Origin of the sequence: Pseudomonas sp. MPB26, from assembly GCF_046605355.1 — a bacterium.
GTDB lineage: Bacteria > Pseudomonadota > Gammaproteobacteria > Pseudomonadales > Pseudomonadaceae > Aquipseudomonas > Aquipseudomonas cedrina.
This window is the reverse complement of the sequence record NZ_CP176793.1, coordinates 2,828,853-2,847,128: the sequence shown is the minus strand read 5'-3', so window position 1 is coordinate 2,847,128 and position 18,276 is coordinate 2,828,853. Positions and strand designations below refer to the sequence as shown.

At 61.2% G+C, this 18,276-nt stretch carries 15 protein-coding genes; 5 read left to right on the top strand and 10 right to left on the bottom strand.

The features are described from left to right. Nucleotides 1-21: 21 nt before the first annotated feature. The 7 genes from ACLH0H_RS13150 to ACLH0H_RS13120 all read right to left on the bottom strand — a co-directional run bounded on the left by ACLH0H_RS13150 (nucleotide 22) and on the right by ACLH0H_RS13120 (nucleotide 7,371). A complete protein-coding gene (locus ACLH0H_RS13150) occupies nucleotides 22-315 on the bottom strand; it encodes a hypothetical protein (protein ID WP_411382289.1) in 294 nt (97 codons plus the stop codon). Nucleotides 316-350: 35 nt separating this feature from the next. Then, nucleotides 351-1,478: a hypothetical protein gene (locus ACLH0H_RS13145; protein ID WP_411382288.1), complete on the bottom strand. Its 1,128-nt coding sequence runs from the start codon at nucleotides 1,476-1,478 to the stop codon at nucleotides 351-353. An 11-nt stretch (nucleotides 1,479-1,489) separates the two neighbouring features. Then, nucleotides 1,490-1,915, bottom strand: coding sequence for an HPF/RaiA family ribosome-associated protein (locus ACLH0H_RS13140; protein WP_411382287.1), 426 nt, complete (start codon nucleotides 1,913-1,915; stop codon nucleotides 1,490-1,492). Between the two features lie 149 nt (nucleotides 1,916-2,064). Next, complete coding sequence (locus ACLH0H_RS13135; RefSeq protein WP_411382286.1) at nucleotides 2,065-3,825, bottom strand: ABC transporter ATP-binding protein; 1,761 nt, start codon at nucleotides 3,823-3,825, stop codon at nucleotides 2,065-2,067. After that, nucleotides 3,822-5,024 (bottom strand): beta-glucosidase, encoded by a 1,203-nt coding sequence (locus ACLH0H_RS13130; protein WP_411382285.1) that lies wholly within the window; start codon nucleotides 5,022-5,024, stop codon nucleotides 3,822-3,824. Before ACLH0H_RS13130 ends, ACLH0H_RS13135 begins: the two co-directional genes overlap by 4 nt. Beyond that, complete coding sequence (glf, locus tag ACLH0H_RS13125) at nucleotides 5,021-6,214, bottom strand: UDP-galactopyranose mutase (RefSeq protein WP_411382284.1); 1,194 nt, start codon at nucleotides 6,212-6,214, stop codon at nucleotides 5,021-5,023. The genes ACLH0H_RS13130 and glf overlap by 4 nt, the downstream gene beginning before the upstream one ends. Then, entirely contained in the window at nucleotides 6,202-7,371 is a 1,170-nt protein-coding gene (locus ACLH0H_RS13120) for a glycosyltransferase family 1 protein (protein ID WP_411382283.1), read from the bottom strand. Before ACLH0H_RS13120 ends, glf begins: the two co-directional genes overlap by 13 nt. Nucleotides 7,372-7,680: 309 nt before the next feature. On the opposite strand from ACLH0H_RS13120, the gene galE reads away from it, so the two are divergent. From galE to ACLH0H_RS13100, 4 genes are all read left to right on the top strand, one after another. Then, nucleotides 7,681-8,706 (top strand): UDP-glucose 4-epimerase GalE, encoded by a 1,026-nt coding sequence (galE, locus tag ACLH0H_RS13115; protein WP_411382282.1) that lies wholly within the window; start codon nucleotides 7,681-7,683, stop codon nucleotides 8,704-8,706. Between the two features lie 307 nt (nucleotides 8,707-9,013). Then, nucleotides 9,014-9,706 (top strand): DUF433 domain-containing protein, encoded by a 693-nt coding sequence (locus ACLH0H_RS13110; protein ID WP_411382281.1) that lies wholly within the window; start codon nucleotides 9,014-9,016, stop codon nucleotides 9,704-9,706. A 138-nt stretch (nucleotides 9,707-9,844) separates the two neighbouring features. Next, entirely contained in the window at nucleotides 9,845-10,870 is a 1,026-nt protein-coding gene (locus ACLH0H_RS13105) for a hypothetical protein (RefSeq protein WP_411382280.1), read from the top strand. Nucleotides 10,871-10,983: 113 nt separating this feature from the next. Then, nucleotides 10,984-12,417: an ArnT family glycosyltransferase gene (locus tag ACLH0H_RS13100; RefSeq protein WP_411382279.1), complete on the top strand. Its 1,434-nt coding sequence runs from the start codon at nucleotides 10,984-10,986 to the stop codon at nucleotides 12,415-12,417. A gap of 15 nt (nucleotides 12,418-12,432) precedes the next feature. On the opposite strand, the gene ACLH0H_RS13095 is transcribed toward ACLH0H_RS13100, so the two are convergent. After that, a complete protein-coding gene (locus tag ACLH0H_RS13095) occupies nucleotides 12,433-12,921 on the bottom strand; it encodes a TIGR00645 family protein (RefSeq protein ID WP_005791582.1) in 489 nt (162 codons plus the stop codon). Between the two features lie 163 nt (nucleotides 12,922-13,084). On the opposite strand from ACLH0H_RS13095, the gene ACLH0H_RS13090 reads away from it, so the two are divergent. Then, a complete protein-coding gene (locus ACLH0H_RS13090; protein ID WP_411382278.1) occupies nucleotides 13,085-14,908 on the top strand; it encodes a hypothetical protein in 1,824 nt (607 codons plus the stop codon). Between the two features lie 10 nt (nucleotides 14,909-14,918). Here ACLH0H_RS13090 and ACLH0H_RS13085 read toward each other — a convergent pair whose 3' ends face one another. Continuing rightward, the gene (locus tag ACLH0H_RS13085; RefSeq protein WP_411382277.1) at nucleotides 14,919-15,233 is read right to left on the bottom strand and encodes a hypothetical protein; all 315 of its coding nucleotides are present in this window, start codon (nucleotides 15,231-15,233) and stop codon (nucleotides 14,919-14,921) included. A gap of 412 nt (nucleotides 15,234-15,645) precedes the next feature. Then, complete coding sequence (locus ACLH0H_RS13080; protein ID WP_411382276.1) at nucleotides 15,646-18,084, bottom strand: Lon protease family protein; 2,439 nt, start codon at nucleotides 18,082-18,084, stop codon at nucleotides 15,646-15,648. Nucleotides 18,085-18,276 lie beyond the last annotated feature (192 nt).

Here is an 18,276-nt window from a genome sequence, read left to right as displayed (position 1 = left end):
CTCCAAGACACGACGGTCGGTTTATTTCGGGGGGGACGTCGACTGCACCGCATCGATGCACAGGTCGATGGCCACGGTGTCGAGTCGATCGCGTTGCTGGGCTGCAAGGCTTTGCAGCGTTTTCGCGTAGACCGCGTCTGCGGCGTCCTTGAGCCGCTGCCATTCCTCCAGGCTGATGATCTCGCGCAGCACCAGCTCGTCGGCGCGGTTGATGAGGGTCCGATAAAAGTCGTCAGGCTGATCCAGGCGGTAGCTGTCGTCCTCGAGCAATAGGTGCCAGGCCCGAATCTCCATCGCTTTTTCGCTTTTTTCCATGCTCGCGCTCCTGCTGAGTAAAAAGCCCGTGCGCCTCAGTAACGCAATACAGCCGCCGCGCGGGTGTCGGTGGGCATCGAGCGCTCGGCAGGCACCACCACCACTTCGCCGCCCTGGCGGATAACGGCCAAGATCAGCTCGTCCAGCGCAGCGTCTTCCTCCGCGACCTGGACGCCTGGCTCGCTGCCGTCAGCCTCCACCAGCAACAACGCCACCCGGCCTTCCAGCGTCGCATGCTCGATGTCCACCAGCCGCGAGGCATAAAGCCGCTGCCCTACGGCCACGCCAAATCGATCAAACGCGGTGTTCAGGGAATCCTCGTAGCGCTTGCTCATCACGGCGGTGCAGGCTTGCGCCAACTCGGCTGGCGACAGCGTGGCGGGGTCGGTACGCACGCCGTCCGCCAGCAGGAAAGGGTTATGACTGAGCGCCCTGAACACGGCCTGGTTCTCGGGCAGCGCCACCAGCACTAACGGCAGTTTGCAGACGCGCGAACAGTGCTCGGTGATCGCTTTGTCGACGGCACGGAAGAACCGTTCGCGATCCAGGTTCACTTCGTCCTGCTTACCGCCGCCGCCCGACTCATGCATCATCGGATCGCCGCGCTCACCCGCGCCGCTGAACCCGTCGGGGTGGCCTTGCTGGTCGCGGGAGGTCAGTTGATCGCCTAGGGCATCGGCCTGGGAAGTGGGCACCGCCTCCGGCAATTCGATTTCCTGAAGTGTCTGCGCGGCGCCCTCGTAAACCCGCACGCTGTCCCGCGTCAGGCACAGCGCCTGGTAGCGTTCGGTCATCGGCGCCTGGCGCAGCAGCGGCCTGAGGTAGGGGTGGCGGTTGACGATGGCGGTTTCTTGAACCGGCCGGTGCAACCCCACCACCAGAAAATGCTCGGCGCCGCCAAAGATCGCGATCGAAGGCGGGCAGCTATTCCAGAATTCCGTGTCGGCCACCAGGTCATGAAACGGTGCAAGCAGCGTCTCGGCCTGCGCCTGATCAGCCAGCAGGCCTTCGAGATCTTTGATGAGGTTCTTCAAGCGAATCGGGTTTTGCGTGCGTTCGGGGAACGTCTGCTGGGCGGGCATGTAGACACTCAAGTTAGTGCGATCCGCCAGGGCCAGAAGCGTGTTCAGGGTGTCGCGGGTAAAGGTTTGAACGTGGACCATGGGAAGGCTCCTCAGTGTTTGTCCAGATCAGCTTGCCTGGCCAGGAAATCGTCTTCGAGCAGCGCGTCGATCTGCGCCGGCGATTCTTCCTGGACCGGGGGCGCCGTCAGATGCCCGGTGGACTCGATTTTGGGCGACAAGCGTCCCATCAGATGTTCCAGCGCGTGGTGGATTTTCCGGGCGGCGCCAGCGACGGCCAGCTCCAGGCTTTCCGCCTGATGCGTAACGGACAATGAGCTGTGGCCCTTGGGGCGCACTTCGATCTGGCAACGTTTGTCTTGCGGACCGGACTTCTGCGCGTTCACGTCGCCCACGTGGATTTCCACACGGGTCAGTACCGAGCTGTAGCGCTCCAGCTCGTCCACCACCGTACTGCCTACCCACGCCTGAAGATCGGCACTGCCTTCAATATGATTACTGTCTACCTGTACCAGCATGGTCAATTCCTCTTCTGTCCTGAAAAGTAGGTTCGCCCCAAGGGCGTCAACGGCTATGTAAGGTTCGAACCGAGGCTATTCTCACGCGTTCGTTCGGCAAACGGCGCAGGCCGATCAACGGCGTACTCCGCTCCGAGCACGCTCAGGCATCAGAGGTCCTGGACCATCGTCTGCATCTGCCAGAGCGTGCGGAAACGTCCCTGGCGGCGACGCAGTTCATCGGGTGCGCCGTCCTGAACCACCTTCCCCTCCTCCAGCACCAGCACCCGGTCGAAGCTGGCGATGGTCGAGAGTCGGTGAGCCACCGCAAGTACCGTCCTGCCGCGCATCAGGTCCATCAGCGCGCACTGGATGATGGCCTCGGAATCGGAATCCAGTGCGGAGGTCGCCTCGTCGAGGATCAAGATTGGCGCGTTCTTCAGGAACGCCCGCGCCAGCCCCAGGCGCTGGCGTTGCCCGCCGGAAAGCGTCACGCCACGTTCCCCCACCAGCGTGTGATAACCATCAGGCAGCGCCTGCACGAACTCATCGCAGTAGGCCCGCCGGGCGGCATCAATAATCTGTTGCTCGGTCGCGCGCGGCAGGCCGTAGCCGATGTTTTCCAGGATGCTGCGATTGAACAGCGCCGGCTCCTGGGGTACCACGGCGATTTGCCGGCGCAGGCTGTCCTGGCTGACCGAGCGGATGTCCCGGTCGTCGATCAGGATCGCCCCGCTGTGCACGTCATCCAGGCGTTGCAGCAAGCTGAGCAGTGTGGATTTTCCCGACCCCGAGGTACCGGCAATCCCGACGCTCTGGCCCGCCGGAATGTCCAGGAATAAATGCTTGAACACCTGGCGCCCGCCGGGGTACGCATAGCTGACGTCCAGCAGTTTTATGCTGCCCCGGGTCGGCGCGAGTTCTTCCGGCGCATCGCTGAGTTCGTGCGGCTGCGCGATGATGCCGAGCGTTTCGGTGATGACGCCCATCTGCTGGCTGGCTTCCACCAGCGCCAGCGCCAATTCGCGCGAGCCGTGGAGGATACGAAACGTCAACGCGCTGACCATGACCACATCGCCCGCCGTAACCTGGCCCTGGCGCCACAGCAGGATCGCCCAACCCAGCATTGACCCGGCCATGATGGACAGGCAGATATCGTGGAGCACCCGTGCCTTTTCCAGGTAGATCCAACTGCGCCGATGGGCCCCCGCCTCGACGCCGATCTCCCGCTCCAGCCTGACGCGCTCGCGCTCGCGCCCGGAGAACGCCTTGATCGTCCAGACATTGGACACCAGGTCGACAATCTCGCCCCCGACCCGCGCCGACTGTGAGGCGAAGGCGATATGCCGGTTCCTGCCACGCACGCCAACCACGGTGATCAACGCGGCTACCAGCACCACGCACGCGATCAGGGCCAATGCCATTGAGCCGCGCACGGCGAACAACACCACTACGGCACCGATAAAATCCACGCACGGCGGTACGATGCGCCACGCCAGGCCGCCGTATATCTTGTCGGCGGCCGCGCCGGCCGAAGACACTCGATTGGCCAGCGAACCGGCAAAATGCCGGTTGAAATAGCGCATCGGATGGCCGGTCAGGTGATGAAAAAGGTCAACGCGCAGGTCGGCGCAACTGCCTACCACGGTATGACAGCCAACCCAACCGCCCAACCGCCACAGCACGTTTTCCAACACGATCAACCCGATGAACAGACTGAACGCATGCCACACCTGGTCGGCCTGCGACTCTCCGGCCATGGCGTCCACCAGCAACTTCATGCCGTACTGTACCGCCACCGCGCAGCAGGCCGCGCCGATCACCAGTGACAACATCGCGCTGAAATGCAGCGGGCGTACCCTCACGTAGCGCCATAAAAACGCGCTGGCTGTCGCCGGCAAAGGCTCGTCGCGCAGGCGCTGGAAGATCATGTGCGCAGCCTCTGCGCCCGCCTTGCATCAAGCTCGCGCAAGCGTGCTTCGATACGCTCGGGAACGGCTTTGAGCTGCAGGTGCAGCGGGTGGAAAGGCGCGCGTTCGCCCTCTCCGTCGGCGTAGCCGAAGACGCCGGTGGGGCAATAGCGGCCATCATCCCAGCCGGGGTAATCGAGAAACGGGTACCAACAAATGCCTTGCACCGGCACCCCACGTTCCAGCGCCATCAGCACCTGGTCCACGACATAGCTCAACCAGGGCAAACGTTCCTGGTCCTCCGCCCCGGTTTCGGAGATCAGCAGCGGCCGCTGGTAGCGTTGATGCAACTCTTTGAGCATACCGGCGAGCGGGCGGTAATTCGACTCACCCAGCGCAATGCGCCCGCCGTGGAAATACCACTGGTTATGCGGGTAGAAATTCGCGCCGATGATATCCAGGTAATCCTCCTGCCCGCCCAGGCCCGGCCACTGGCGCCCGATCAGCATGTCCCAGGCCTCGAATTGGGCCACCCGGTAGCGTTCGGCGTTTTCAATGTCCTCGCTACGCTGCGACTCGGAGACCACATTGATCAGCGGATCGCACTGCACGAAACGCGCAGCCGGCGCGCGTTCGCGAATCGCCTCGATCGCGGCGATGCTGGCGCGCACCAACTGGTGCTTGAGCTCCTGCCCGCGCCCGTGGGCATTGGGGTTGAAATAACCGACGTCGCCCCCCGCCCAGCTCCAGAACGATATCTCGTTGACCGGCGAATAAAACGGAACGCTGATGCCTTCATCCGCCATCAGCCCCGCCACCGCCCCGGCAAAACGTGCGAACCGGTCGACAAACGACGGGCGCCAGACGTCCAGGTCATCCGGATACCCGTAGTGGCAAAGGTCCCAGATCACTTGCACCTGGTGATCGCGCGCAGCCCTGAGCATCGGCAGGAAACTGCTCCAGTCGTAGCGCCCCGGGCTGCGCTCGATCAAGTGCCAACGCAGGCCGTCACGGGCGCAACGCACATTCAGGCCCGCCAGTTGCGCGTAGTCCTTGTGTGCCCAGCGCGCGTGCCCGGTGGCGGCCAGCAAGTCCAGGCGCCGACCATCCTGGCGGCGCTGGCTGGAGCACTCGTAGCCCGCCATCACGAAGCTGTTGAAGAGCGCGTGATGACCGCGCTCGCGGGGCGCAAGTTGGCTCTCCTCCGGCAGCGCACTCATAACGCATCGAGCCCGGCTGCAACGGTGGCTTCGCTGCTCGCGGCTTCAATGTCGCGGTACAACGCAAGCGCCTGGCCCACCACCTGGTCCATGTTGTAGTACTTGTAAGTACCCAGGCGCCCGAGAAACGTCACATTCGGCGTCTGCTCCGCGAGGGCCTTGTACCGCTTGTACAGCTCGACGTTTTCGGCGCGTGGAACCGGGTAATAAGGGTCGCCCTCATCGCAGGGAAACTCGCGAGTAATGCTGGTGCAGGGGTGGACCTGACCGGTCAGGTGCTTGTACTCGGTGATGCGCGTGTAGGGCACCTCCGGGTCCGGGAAGTTGACCACCGCCACCGGCTGATAGCGCTCCTGCTCGAGCGTCTGGTGCTCGAACCGCAACGAACGGTAGGGCAAGCGTCCCAACTGGAAATCAAAGTATTCGTCGATCGGGCCGCAATAGATCACGTGGTTGAATTTCACCTCATCGCGCACGTCCTTGAAGTCGGTATCCAGCAGCACGTCGATCCGGGGGTGATCGAGCATCTGCTCGAACATGCGCGTGTAGCCATCGCGGGGCATCATCTGGAAGGTGTCGGTGAAATAGCGGTCGTCTTCATTGGTGCGCGTGGGGATCCGCGAGGTCACCGACTTGTCCAGCGCGGAAGGGTCCAGGCCCCATTGCTTGCGGGTGTAGCCACGGAAGAACTTCTCATAAAGCGTGCGCCCGATCTGATTGACCACCACGTCTTCCGACGTGCGAATCGTGGCCACAGGTTCCGCGCGCTCGGCGAGGAACACCTCGGCTTGCTCGGACGTCATCGACAAACCGTACAGTTTGTTAAGCGTGGTGAGATTGATGGGGATCGGCACCAATTGCCCATCGACCTGCGCCAGCACACGGTGCTCATAGGGCCGCCACTCGGTAAAGCGCGACAGGTAGTCGACGATCCGCTGCGCGTTGGTGTGGAAGATATGCGGACCGTAGCGATGCACCAGTACCCCCGCCGCATCCGGGTGATCGTATGCGTTGCCGGCGATATGCGCGCGTCGGTCGATCAACAGCACGTTGCGCCCCAGCCCCTGGGCCAGCCGTTCGGCGATGACACTGCCGGCAAACCCGGCGCCGACGACCAGGTAGTCATAGACGCCGCGCCCGGGTTGACGGGACGGACCGGACTTGGCGGTTTCAAGGTTTATCTGAGGCATTCGATCTGCTCCTTCATAAAGCGGCACGTGTTATCCCAGGACATCCCTTCAAGCGCCGCATCGGCGCGTTTCAGGAAGTCGGGCGTACCTTTGAGGCGCAGCGCGCCTTCGATGGCGCTGACAAACGCGTCGGCAGTGTCGGCGATAAATACGGCACCGCTTTGGCCGTAGCCATTGACCACATCGCGTATTCGCGTCGAGACCACGGGGCAGCCGCCGGCCAGGTACTCGGGGGTCTTGGTGGGGCTGATGAAACGGGTGGACTCATTGAGCGCGAACGGCATCAGGGCCACGTCCCAGCCGCTCAGGTAAGCCGGCAGCTCGGCGTATTGCCGCCCGCCCAGATAATGAATATTGGGGCGTCGCGGCAGGGTCTGCGGATCGATCTTGACCACCGGCCCGATCAGTACGATCTGCCAGTCGGGACGCTGCGCCGCCACACGGTCAACCAGCTCGATGTCAAAGCGCTCATCGATCACACCGAAAAAGCCCAGGCGTGGTCGCGCGATCGGCGCCTGGTCGGCAGGGTCCGCCAAGGCGTTTCGCGCCTGCGCAAAATGCCCAATGTCGACGCTGCTGGGCACCGGGTGCGCATTGCCGTGCTGGTGCTGCTTGACCTCCCAGAGGCTGAAACCGCCGGTGAACACCACGTCGGCCTTGTCCATGAGCAGCCGCTCCATGTCCACCAGCCGTGCGGGCGCACCCTTGAACGCAGACAGCTCATCCATGCAGTCGAACACCGTGACCCGCGCCTGGAGGTGGTCGGTAAACGCCAGGCTCATGGGCGTGAAATACCAGAGCAGGAGATCGCCTTGCAGGGCCTCGGCGAGACGTTCATCCAGCAACTGACGTTGCGCCTCGATCATGGCCTGCTCACCCAGGCCCTCGGGCAGGTGCGGAACAACCACCTGGATGCCTGCAGACGGGCTCGACGCTTCAAGCCGGGGAGGCTCGCTACCGCCCACGACCGGTTCTTCAAAGAAGATCACGTCATAGTCTTTCGCCAGGCGCGACATCACATGCTGCGGACGCTGGTAGACGAACCCCCAGCGCAAATGGGACAGGCACACCAGCGTAGGACGGGCCTGGCTGGGGGATTCAACAGGGCTTAGCCCACTCACTTGGGCAAACTGCCCGGGCTGTTCTGCAAGGTTCATATCAACGTCCTTATCAAGCGAAAAGATGACGGCTCATGCATCGAGCCCCTGGCCATACCGTGTCGATACGGCAAGTGCACCACAGCCCTTATCCAGGCTATTGGGCTCTTGAAGGTTGGAAGCACGGTCGTCGCGGGGCGTTCACCGCAAGAGTGAGCGAAGCCGATGAACTGCACATACCGGTCAGTCAACCGGTTTGAACTCCTCGTAAAAAGCGCCCCCTACCTTGAACAGTCAGCGCAGAAACAGCGCTGACCGAACTGAGGAAACAGGCATCGGGCAGATGCCAGGGCGAACGAGGGCGAGCGCATGATCTTGATTACGGGCGGTGCGGGATATATCGGTGCGCACGTTGCATTGGAATGGATGGTCCGAGGCGAAGAGGTGTTGATACTGGACAACTTGTGCAATAGCCATCGCTCGGCGATCGACCGGATAAGCACCTTGGCGGGCAAGCGGCCGGGGTTCATTTATGGCGACGTACGTAATCGACGTTTGCTCGACACCCTGCTGCGTGACTACCCCATCGATGCCGTGGTGCATTGCGCGGGTTTGAAAGCCGTCGGCGAAAGCGTGCGCGAGCCGTTGCGCTACTACGACACCAATGTCGGCGGCAGCGTGGTGCTTTGCCAGGCTATGGCACAGGCCGGCGTGTTCCGGCTGGTGTTCAGTTCATCCGCAACGGTGTATGGGGACTGCACCCGCATGCCGATCAACGAAGCGTGCGCCACCGGGCAACCGACCAACCCGTACGGGATGTCGAAGCTGATGTGCGAAAACGTCATGAAAAGCGTGGCCAGCTCCGACCCGCGCTGGTCGATAGGCCTGCTGCGCTACTTCAACCCGATCGGAGCCCATGCCTCCGGCCTGCTGGGCGAGGCGCCGACCAGCACACCGAACAACCTATTGCCCTATCTGCTTCAGGTTGCCAGCGGCGAGCGCCAAGCGTTGTCGGTCTACGGCAAGGACTACCCCACCCCGGACGGCACCGGCGTTCGCGATTACATCCACGTCGTGGACCTGGCCCTGGGTCATATCCGCGCGCTGGAAGCATTGCGCGAGCGCCGCGGCGTCAGTATCTGGAACCTGGGAACGGGGCGAGGGTATTCGGTGCTCGACGTGATCAACGCCTTTGAAAAAGTGAGCGGCGTCCGGATCCCCCTGAACTTCGAAGCGCGCCGCCCAGGCGACATAGCCTGCTGCTGGGCCGACCCGCAAAAATCCATCGACGAGTTGGGCTGGCAAGCGCGCTATTCGTTGGAGCAAATGCTCGCCGATGCGTGGCGCTGGCAATGCAACCAGCGCGAGCATGAGGAGGTTCGGCAGGCGAATTGAAGCGCGCGTATTGGCGGGGGACATTGACTGTCGGTTCAGATCACACGGGAGTCAGCGCTGGAACAGAAGAAGATGCGTGAGGGCGTCTTCTTCTGGGCTTGATGCGCGTGGGGTAGGGCATCTGATGCGGACTACTGCCACTTACATCGGCCGACGGAAAATTCCTGCAAGTTGGTGTGCCTAAGATGAACTGGCGCGAAGTGAATAGCTCGAATACGCTTCAGACGACAGCTCGTCTGACCATAGTTGAACGCAACTATTTGAGCGCCCACACTCCAGCCCCCTACCCACGACAAGGAGGCCCGTCATGCAAAGCACTGTTTCGCCCAGCCCCCTTGTGGGTGTTGGTCTCTATACGCTCGGTGAAGCCTCGCTGTATACCGGCATCCCCGCCTCAGACATTCGTAGATGGTTGTTCGGCTACAGTAATAACGGCATTCATCATCCCGGTCTTTGGCAATCGGAACTGGCGGATGTAAGAGATTGCGTACTGGGTTTCCATGATCTGCTGGAAATACGCTTTGTGCATGCATTCCGTCAGTACGGAGTCAGCCTGCAGGCCATTCGCAGCGCGTCCAGGCAAGCAACGGAGCTCTTCGGTCAAGCCTACCCGTTCACTTGCAGGCGCTTCCAAACAGACGGCCGCAGCATCTTTGCCACCGTTCTGGATGAAACGGGCGATGAGGCACTTTTGGATCTGATCAAAAAACAATACGCATTCAAGCAGGTCATCAGTCCGTCGCTGTATGAAGGGATCGACTACACCGTTATAGGTTCGGCCCAACGCTGGTATCCGATCAAACGTAGCAAGGCCGTGGTATTGGACCCTGCCAGGAATTTTGGAAAGCCCGTACTGACCGTGACCGGTATCGACACCGCCGTGCTGTTCAGTGCTTATGAAGCGGAAGGGCAGGATACAAAACGCGTTGCCCTGCTCTACGAAATCCCTACATCCGCTGTAAAAGCCGCGATCAATTTCGAACAAAGGCATGCGGCTTGAATTTCCTTCTGGACCACAACCTGCCACCGGCGCTGGGACGCACTAAAGCCTTGGACGCCAAACAATCCCTATCTGGAATCCCCCCGCACTTCCCATTACCCTGACCCCCTCTATCAGACAACCGGAAGTCCGATACCCGTGCTCAAGCCACTTGCTGTTCTCGCACTCGCCTGCGCTCCACTGCTTGCCAACGCCGACGACCTGGCCGGTGTCTGGAGGGGCACCTTGGGCAAATCCGCGATCACCGTCTGTTTCAACGGCGCCCATGGCTCCAATGGCAGTTATTACTACCAGCGCATTCTCACGCCCATCCAATTGACGCAGGCCAACGCCAGCGAGCCGTGGGCCGAAGAAGGGCAAACCGGTTTCTGGCAGTTGGACGACCCTCAGGGTGACACGTTGACGGGGACCTGGAGCAAAACCCTGGGCGGTAAAAACCTGGCGCTCAGGCTCAAACGCGCTGACACCGACGGTTGCGCCAGCGACGCCTATAACAATGCGCTTGAAGCGGTGCCGCCTGCGGTAAAGGTGGAGAGGAAGACGTTCGGCGAACATGCCTATCAAGTCAAAACCCAAGGCGGCCAGGTCATCCTGCAACTCGAAGGCGACGGTGCGGCCATCGACGAGATCAACCGAGACCTTGCGCGCATGGCCATCAACCCGGACGGCCAGACCGAGTTCTACACCGAGCGGCGTAATGCTCTGGAGCAAAGCGGCGGTACCACCACGAGCGAGATCACGGTCGAGCCTTTTTATTGGTCCTCGCACTGGATTACCGTGCGTTTCTACCGCTGGTCGGCAGGTTACGGACGCGGCGGCATCAGTTGGGGCCTGCACAGCTGGAACCTGCGGACCGGCGAACGCGTCGACCCCTGGACGTGGCTGGGCGGCCAGCAGGAATGGGACAGTCCCTACTCCGGCCAGGTCAAACTGCCCGCCGCCTTCAGCGCATGGCTGGCCAAGCAGACCAGCACCGACGAAGGATGCCCGGCCGTGACCAGCTATACGACGTTCGACTTGAGTTTCAACACCCAGGGCCTGCAACTCTCGACACCCGCCCAAGGCGACGGCTGTGACAACGAACTGAGCTTTACCTGGGAAGAACTGGAACCGGTGCTGACGGCGCAAGGCAAACAGGCGGTGCCCAGCTTGAAAATGCCGTGACCCGCCTCTAAAAATTCCCGATTCGTTCACGAAATGTTCAGAAGCACAGACAGATACTATCCAATTGCAATGACCGTTACCCGGACGGTCCTTCTGCCTTGGTAGCCCCACCCATGACGCGTCCCGCTCCTCTGCTGCTCCTGCTTGCTGGCTTGCTGTTCTTTTTCGCCCTGGGTAACCATGAGCTGCAAGGCTCCACCGAAGCCCGCGTCGCCGGGATCGCCATGGCCATGCACCTGGACAACAACTGGGTGGTGCCCCAATTGTTTCGTGAGCCCTTCCTGGAAAAACCACCGCTGAGCCTATGGATCGACGCGGGGGCCATTCGCCTGTTTGGCGGCACCACTTGGGCGGTGCGGCTGGCTTCGGCGTTTGCCGGTTTGTTCAGCGTGATGCTGCTGTACGCCATGTTGCGACGGTTTGGACGCCCGCAAACGCTGGCCTTCAGCGCGGCATTGATCCTGGCGACCATGGCCAGCTACTGGAGCAACGTGCGCGGTGTGGGTGAAGATTCGTTGCTCACACTGGGCGTGACCGCTGCCCTGCTGGCGTTTTACCAGGCCGTACGACCTGATCGCGAAGGCTCCAGTGCAGGCGCATGGGCGCTGTTTACCGCCGGGATGGCGATTGCCACGTTGAGCAAAGGGGTGCTGGGCCTGGCCATGCCTGGCATTGTGATTTTCGTGTACCTGGCCAGTACCAGCCTGATGGACAAGCGCGTGCGCCTTGACGCCTGGCTCAAGCCTGCGCTGTTCACCCTGCTGGCATTGGTGCCGCTGGTGATCTGGCTGGGCTTCCTGTTCCAACGCGGCGGCATGCAGGCGGTGGCCGAAGTGTTGCTGACCAATAGCGTCGGTCGGTTCAGCGGTTCGTTCGTCGAAGCAGGGCATTACGAGCCATTCTATTACTACATCGCCAAGCTGCCAGAGGCCTTTCTGCCTTGGAACATCCTTGTGTACCTGGGCCTTTGGCACTTTCGAAAAAGCCTGGTGCGCAACCGCTACCGCCTGTTCTTCAGTGTCTGGCTGGTAGCGCAGTTCACCCTGCTGAGCCTGGCATCGAGCAAACGCACGGTGTACCTGATGGCACTGACACCGGCTGCCGCCGTATTGGCTGCGGAATTTTCGCGCGTGTTGCTGGGTTGGTTGCAAGCGCACAAGCCCGCGTTGCACAAACACCACAAAACCCTGGTGGGCAGTGTGTTCACCCTGGCCGTGGCTTGCTACCTGATAGCGGCGTTCTGGTTCGCGCCCAAGGCGGATGCACGCCAGTCGTTCATACCGGTGATCAGCCAGGTTCAGGCGTTAAAGGACGACGGCAAGGAGGTGGTGCTGTTCCAGCCCAACGAGCGCATCGCCGGGGCCAGTGTGTTTTACCTGCGGGCCTACCTGCCGATACTGCAGACCGAGGCCCAGTTGCATGACTACCTCGCCGCCAAGCCCGGCAACATTGCGTTGCTGGACCATACCAACGGCTTGGCCACGCCGGTGAAAGTGCTCAAGGAAATGTCGATCAACCGCCAGCCTTACTATTTTGTGGAACAGTAAGGCCGGCGCCGGGCATCAATGCTTGGTGAGCTTGTCCAGATAGCCCATGGCAAAGGCTGAAACCACGAAGGTCATGTGGATGATCACGTACCACATCAGGTGCTGGGGATCGACGTTCTTGGCGTCCATGAAGATGCGCAGCAGGTGGATGGACGAAATGGCCACGATGGAGGCCGCGACCTTCATCTTCAGCGATGAAGAGTCCATGGTGCCGAGCCAGTTGAGCTTTTCTTTGTTTTCATCGATATCCAGCTGCGAAACGAAGTTCTCGTAGCCGGAAATCATCACCATGACCAACAGGCCGCCGACCAGCGCCATGTCGATCAGCGATAAGAGCAGCAGGATCACCTCGGCTTCCAGCATGGTGAAAATGTTGGGAATCACGTGAATGATTTCCTGGAAGAACTTCAGCGCCAGGATCAGCAAGCCCAGGGACAGCCCGAGATAGATCGGCGCCAGCAGCCAGCGTGAGGCGTACATAGTGTTTTCGATAAAGCGTTCCATGGGATCTCACACAGCTTGGCTAGAAATGACGGCGAGTATACCAGCCGCTACAAGCCACCTGTAACCACGAGAAAACTGACCGGGGCGGCATCTGTAAGAGAATTTTTCTGCTAGTGTCGAGCCCAATAACTCGGCTCGATGACGTCGGACAGGAAAAACTCAGATGATGGATGTGCGATTCCCTTTGGCCGGTATCGGCCTGTGCACGGTATTGCTGCTGGCCGGCGGGTGCTCCCCCAGCGACGAGCAGAAGCAGGCCTCCCTCGAAGAGAAAACCGCAACGTTCGAACAGTCCCTCGACAGCATCCACGACCCCAAGCTGCGCGACGCCATCGCAGACCTCGGAGGCTCGCTGCTGTTACTGGAGCGGGCGCGGACCAAGCTCGCCAGCAAGCCCATCGAAACCGAATACGGCGAAGACGCCCTGGCCTTGCTCAAGCATTACCCCACGCCCCAGGCACTGGTGGACACCTACATCAATGGCCTGTTTGTGCTGCGCAAGACCTCCCACTCCGACTACCTGACGGACCTGCAGCCGGTCTTCCCCTTCAATTTCGGCATGCCCGACGCGTTTCCCTTCCCTCATGGCCTGGAATGGCAGTCGGTGACCTTGAGCAACAACAAAGTCATCCCCTTTCAGCCGGAATGGTCGGAAACCGATCCTGGCATCCAACTGAGCCCCAGCAGTTCCAACCTGACCAACCCCGACGACCTGACGGTGACCTACCCCTTCTTCGACGGCATCGAGACGGAAAACAAGAGCCAGCCACAGCCGGTCAGCCTCAAAGGCACGGTTGAAGTGGTTGCGCCGGGCAAGGTGTTGACATTCGAGCTGTCGAAACAGGACGTGGGCCACACGCGCACCGAAGGCAATATCACCCTCACCCTGGTGCATCTGGACAAAAACTACGCCGAAATCGAGATGACCAACAGCCTGCCACTGGCGCCGCAAGTGGGCGAAGAATCGCCTAATCCCCTGCTGGTACAGGCACGCGACAGCACCGGGCAATTCCTAACACGTTCTGGCTCGATCAACGAAAGCAGCGCGCAGGTGGCGTTCTACGAGAAGCAACTGGCCGAGATGCAGAAGCAGGACGCATGGTCGGATGCGCTCGAAAAAAAGCTGACCGAGCAACAGAAAGCCTTCGAACACCAGCAGAGCAGTCATTACGCCAAGGTGTATTTCAACGGGCTGGTCGACAACCTGCAAGTTAACGTGCTGGATTTTTCCAGCGCTACGCTGACCCGCAAGGACCTCGACCTGCCGGTGCTGCGCTTCGACAAGAACAGCCTGCAGCCAACCGTTCAGGCGTTACCGATGCCGGTCACCGTCTATGACGATGGCGCCGCCAGCTGGCTCAAAGGCGCGAGCCTGACCGAAGAGCAGCTGAAAAACAGCGTCACCATCAGCCAGTCGGTGGAAGACGCCAGCGCCGCGCACATCGCGTTCGACCACCCGTTCACCTTCAACGATGACCTGATCGGCAGCGAGCGCACCAGCAGTGAGTCACCGGTGACCTTCTTCACCGCCGACGAAAAAGGCGAACGCGGCGAGCCGATCGAGTTGCCGACCGAAGCCTTCGAACTCAACCCCACGCGCGGCACCCTCACCTACGACCTGAACCTGTTTCCGGAAGACCCGGCCTTCGTGGTGGGCTCGATTCCGCTGTTTCTGGCGACCATCGAGAAGGGCGAGATAGACGTAGCCAAGCTGCCCAAGGGGCTATCGCTCAAGGACAACGCGCTGATCGTCGACCAGAAGGAGTTCCCCGCCGACAGCTGGCGCTTCTACGCCAAAGACGCCAGTGGCAATTACCTCAAGGAAATTCTCGGGGTCAGCCACCGTGCCGAGGAGTACGGCACGGCGATGTTTGACGTGCACTACTTCTACGGCCAGCCGACATCCCTGGAAAGCTACCAGCGCACCGACCTGGGCACCGTGCAATACGGCTTTGAAGTCAAGTTGGACAAGCCCGAGAGCAAATAAACGGCGGCTATCAGGCCAGCTGTTCGTGCCTCGCGTTGAGCTGGCGCAGATAGGCCTGCAAATGCAGGCACCAGATCTGCGGGTCGCGCGCCAGCTCATAACCGCATAAGGTCAAGTTGTCCACGATAGCTTGCAGCATGTGTTGCGCCACGACCGGCCCGGCAAACGGGCCTTCGGACTTGATGGTGGAAGGCTGTTCGCCGGTCATTCCGGCGGCGAATAATAAAGTCCACAGCCCGTTATCCCCCGCAAGAGGGCGAATGGCACATTCGATACGGGTGACCAGGCCAAAGCACTGGCGGGTAAGGCAAAGGTTGCGCGGCATGGCGGCGACCCTCGGTAGGTCGGTGTCCAGCCTCAGCCTGGGGCAAGGCTGTTTCTATCCAGCGATTCCTGTGGATATCCCTGAATCAAGAATAGAAGAAAGCCACGACAAACCAAGGTTGTAGGGACCAACGGGCGTTGGCCCCTCAGGATGGAGTCAATTTAATGACGAGCCTTGCAAGCGATCCAACCACACCGCAGGCCCATCTGGAGTGAGCGGGCTTGGCGAATCGTCGCACCGCCCGCGCTGGTTGGCGGAGCCGCCCCAATAAAGACACCGCCGAGTTCCAGATTGAACCGGGTCGCCTGGTTTGGGGCGGCTTCGCCACCCAGCGCGGGACAAGCCCGCTCACTACAGAGATGGCTATAGCAGGCAAGCCAGCTCCCACTCGGCCATGATTTTGGCAAAATAATCAGCTCGGCTTGGCTTCCGCCAACGCCTGTAGCGCCAACTCTTTTTCAGCCTCCTTCAAGTCTTCTTCACTGATCATCTCGGCAATCGCGCGTAACCGCTCGACCACGCGTGCATTCACCGAGCCTTCGGGAAATTGCCCCTCGGCATCCGGCTCACCGGCAGGCTCACCCACCAGCAGGCTCAAGGCCTCGTCCGCCTGGCGCACGGCATAGATGTGGAACTGTCCGGCGCGCACGGCCTGCAGGACTTTTTCATCGAGCATCAGCGTGGCGACGTTGGCCTGGGGAATGATCGCACCCTGCTCCCCGGTCAAACCGCGCGCTTCGCAGAGACGGAAGAAACCTTCGATCTTCTCGTTGACCCCGCCTACGGCCTGCACTTCGCCAAACTGGTTGATCGAGCCGGTGATGGCAAAGCACTGCTTGAGCGGCGTTTTCGACAAGGCCGAGATCAAGGTGCACGCTTCGCCCAGGGACGCACTGTCGCCGTCCACATAACCGTAGGACTGTTCCAGCGCGATACTTGCCGAGATCGCCAGCGGGAATTCCTGGGCATAGCGGCTGCCCAGGTACCCGGTGAGGATCATCACGCCCTTGGAGTGGATGGGCTGGCCAAGGTTGACCTCACGCTCGATGTCGACAATGCCGCTGCCGCCCGGGTACACCGTGGCGGAAATCCGTGCCGGCACGCCGAAGGCCGAGTCGCCCACCTCCAAAACTGTCAGGCCGTTGCACTTGCCCACCGCCGCGCCCGCGGTGTCGATCAGGATGACCCCGGCGAGCATGTCGTCGAGAATCCGCGCCGAGACCCGCCCGGTGCGCGTGGCCTTGGCCTTGAGCGCGCGCTCGATGTGGCCGGCGTCGGTCATTTCGTCGCCCGCCAGGTGGCGGATGAAGTCCGCCTCGCTCACCAACTGGAACAAGTCGCCGATGCGCGCCGACAAACGCCCCTGGTGTTCGGCCAGCCGCGCGCTGTAGGTGGCCAGGCGCGCCACCGCATCCGACGTCAGCGGCGCCATGCCCTCTTCCGAGGTGCGGGTTTTGAGCAACTGGGCGAACTGCTCCAGGCTTTCGTCGACCATCGGGATGTCTTCGTCGAAGTCCACCAGCACCCGGAACATCTCCTGGAAGTCCGGATCGGCGTCCTGCAACGCGTAGTACAACTGGCGCGAACCGATGATGATCACCTTGACCTGCAACGGAATCATCTGCGGGTTGAGGGTCACGGTGGCCAGGCGGCCCAGCTCGCCCAGCGGCGACTCCATCTTCAGCTTGCGCGACTGCAGGGCACGCTTGAGCGCGTCCCATACGAACGGCTCGCTGAGCATTTTCTCGGCTTCAAGAATCAGGAAACCGCCGTTGGCACGGTGCAAGGCGCCCGGACGCAACTGGCGATAGGTGGTGTAGAGCGCGCCCTGGTCGGTGCTGTATTCGATGCGGCCGAACAGGTTGTCGTAGGTCGGGTGCGGTTCAAACACCACCGGTGCGCCGCCGTTGACTGAATGGCCCACCACCAGGCTCGGGCAGTATTGCTCTTCGAGCAGCTTGCGCGCCTGGGCGTCGGTCTTGGCATCATCGACCAATTGCTCGACCACTGTTTTGAGCAGGTACACCTGCATCGCTTGCAGGTAACCGCAGACGGCGGCGTTTTCCGCGTACTTTTCCGACAGCGGTGCGAGCAACGGCTGCAGGGCCAGGGTGATGGTTTCTTCGTTGAACTGACGCAGTTGGTTGTTGGACTCACGCTTCCACTGCGGCAGGCTTGCCAGTTCTTCGTTGAGGCGCTCTTCCAGCTCGGAAATGTCGGTGTGGAAACGCTCGCGATCGGCTTCCGGCAACTGCGAGAACTCGGCCTCGTCCAGCGCTTTGCCGTCGAGCATCGGGGTAAACGCGATATTGCTGCTGTCGCGGTACAGCGCCACGTCTTTTTCCAGGGCCAGGCGCTCGATCACGTCCAGGGCCTTGTCGTAGCGCTGGTTGAAGGCGCGGTCGATGGCGCTTTTGCGCTGCTGGTAGGTGGGATGCTCGAAGGCCGCCGGGAAAGTGGCAACCAGGTTGTCGATCAGAGCATTGATATCGGCGATGAACGCCGCCGCCGCGCCGCCCGGTAATTCCAGGGCTCGGGGTTCGCGTGGCTCATCGAAATTGTTCACATAGACCCAGTCAGCCGGGGTCTGCAGGCGCTTGCCTTCGGCCTTCAGGTAGCGTTTGACGAACGAAAAGCGGCCGGTACCGGGCTCGCCCATGACGAACACGTTGTAACCGGGGCGTGGCATGGCCACACCGAACTGCAAGGCTTCAACCGCGCGTTCCTGGCCAAGCACACCGCGAAAAGGCTCCAGATCATTGGTGGTCGAGAAGCTGAACTGTTCAGCGGAGAAAGGGCGAGTCAGCGCTTCGGGCGCTAGACGCAAGCTGGCAGCAACAGGATCAGGCATCGGGCTTCCTTACATCAGGCGGGGCAGATGGGGCATTCTGGCTCCCGGTCACGCGCTCTGGCAAGGCGCGCTTTTCAGGAAAGCAGAGACGCGGGATGCGTCCTGCAAAAATATCGTGACATCATTCATTGTTTTATAAAAAACTCACGGAACCCTTGGAACGTGCCTAAACTCCAAACTGCGCGGGTTGGA

What these genes read in the sequence shown, in the direction of transcription:
- ACLH0H_RS13150 (WP_411382289.1), bottom strand. Translation starts at nt 315, where the DNA reads ATGGAAAAAAGCGAAAAAGCGATGGAGATTCGGGCCTGGCACCTATTG.
- ACLH0H_RS13145 (WP_411382288.1), bottom strand. Translation starts at nt 1,478, where the DNA reads ATGGTCCACGTTCAAACCTTTACCCGCGACACCCTGAACACGCTTCTG.
- ACLH0H_RS13140 (WP_411382287.1), bottom strand. Translation starts at nt 1,915, where the DNA reads ATGCTGGTACAGGTAGACAGTAATCATATTGAAGGCAGTGCCGATCTT.
- ACLH0H_RS13135 (WP_411382286.1), bottom strand. Translation starts at nt 3,825, where the DNA reads ATGATCTTCCAGCGCCTGCGCGACGAGCCTTTGCCGGCGACAGCCAGC.
- ACLH0H_RS13130 (WP_411382285.1), bottom strand. Translation starts at nt 5,024, where the DNA reads ATGAGTGCGCTGCCGGAGGAGAGCCAACTTGCGCCCCGCGAGCGCGGT.
- glf (WP_411382284.1), bottom strand. Translation starts at nt 6,214, where the DNA reads ATGCCTCAGATAAACCTTGAAACCGCCAAGTCCGGTCCGTCCCGTCAA.
- ACLH0H_RS13120 (WP_411382283.1), bottom strand. Translation starts at nt 7,371, where the DNA reads ATGAACCTTGCAGAACAGCCCGGGCAGTTTGCCCAAGTGAGTGGGCTA.
- galE (WP_411382282.1), top strand. Translation starts at nt 7,681, where the DNA reads ATGATCTTGATTACGGGCGGTGCGGGATATATCGGTGCGCACGTTGCA.
- ACLH0H_RS13110 (WP_411382281.1), top strand. Translation starts at nt 9,014, where the DNA reads ATGCAAAGCACTGTTTCGCCCAGCCCCCTTGTGGGTGTTGGTCTCTAT.
- ACLH0H_RS13100 (WP_411382279.1), top strand. Translation starts at nt 10,984, where the DNA reads ATGACGCGTCCCGCTCCTCTGCTGCTCCTGCTTGCTGGCTTGCTGTTC.
- ACLH0H_RS13095 (WP_005791582.1), bottom strand. Translation starts at nt 12,921, where the DNA reads ATGGAACGCTTTATCGAAAACACTATGTACGCCTCACGCTGGCTGCTG.
- ACLH0H_RS13090 (WP_411382278.1), top strand. Translation starts at nt 13,085, where the DNA reads ATGATGGATGTGCGATTCCCTTTGGCCGGTATCGGCCTGTGCACGGTA.
- ACLH0H_RS13085 (WP_411382277.1), bottom strand. Translation starts at nt 15,233, where the DNA reads ATGCCGCGCAACCTTTGCCTTACCCGCCAGTGCTTTGGCCTGGTCACC.
- ACLH0H_RS13080 (WP_411382276.1), bottom strand. Translation starts at nt 18,084, where the DNA reads ATGCCTGATCCTGTTGCTGCCAGCTTGCGTCTAGCGCCCGAAGCGCTG.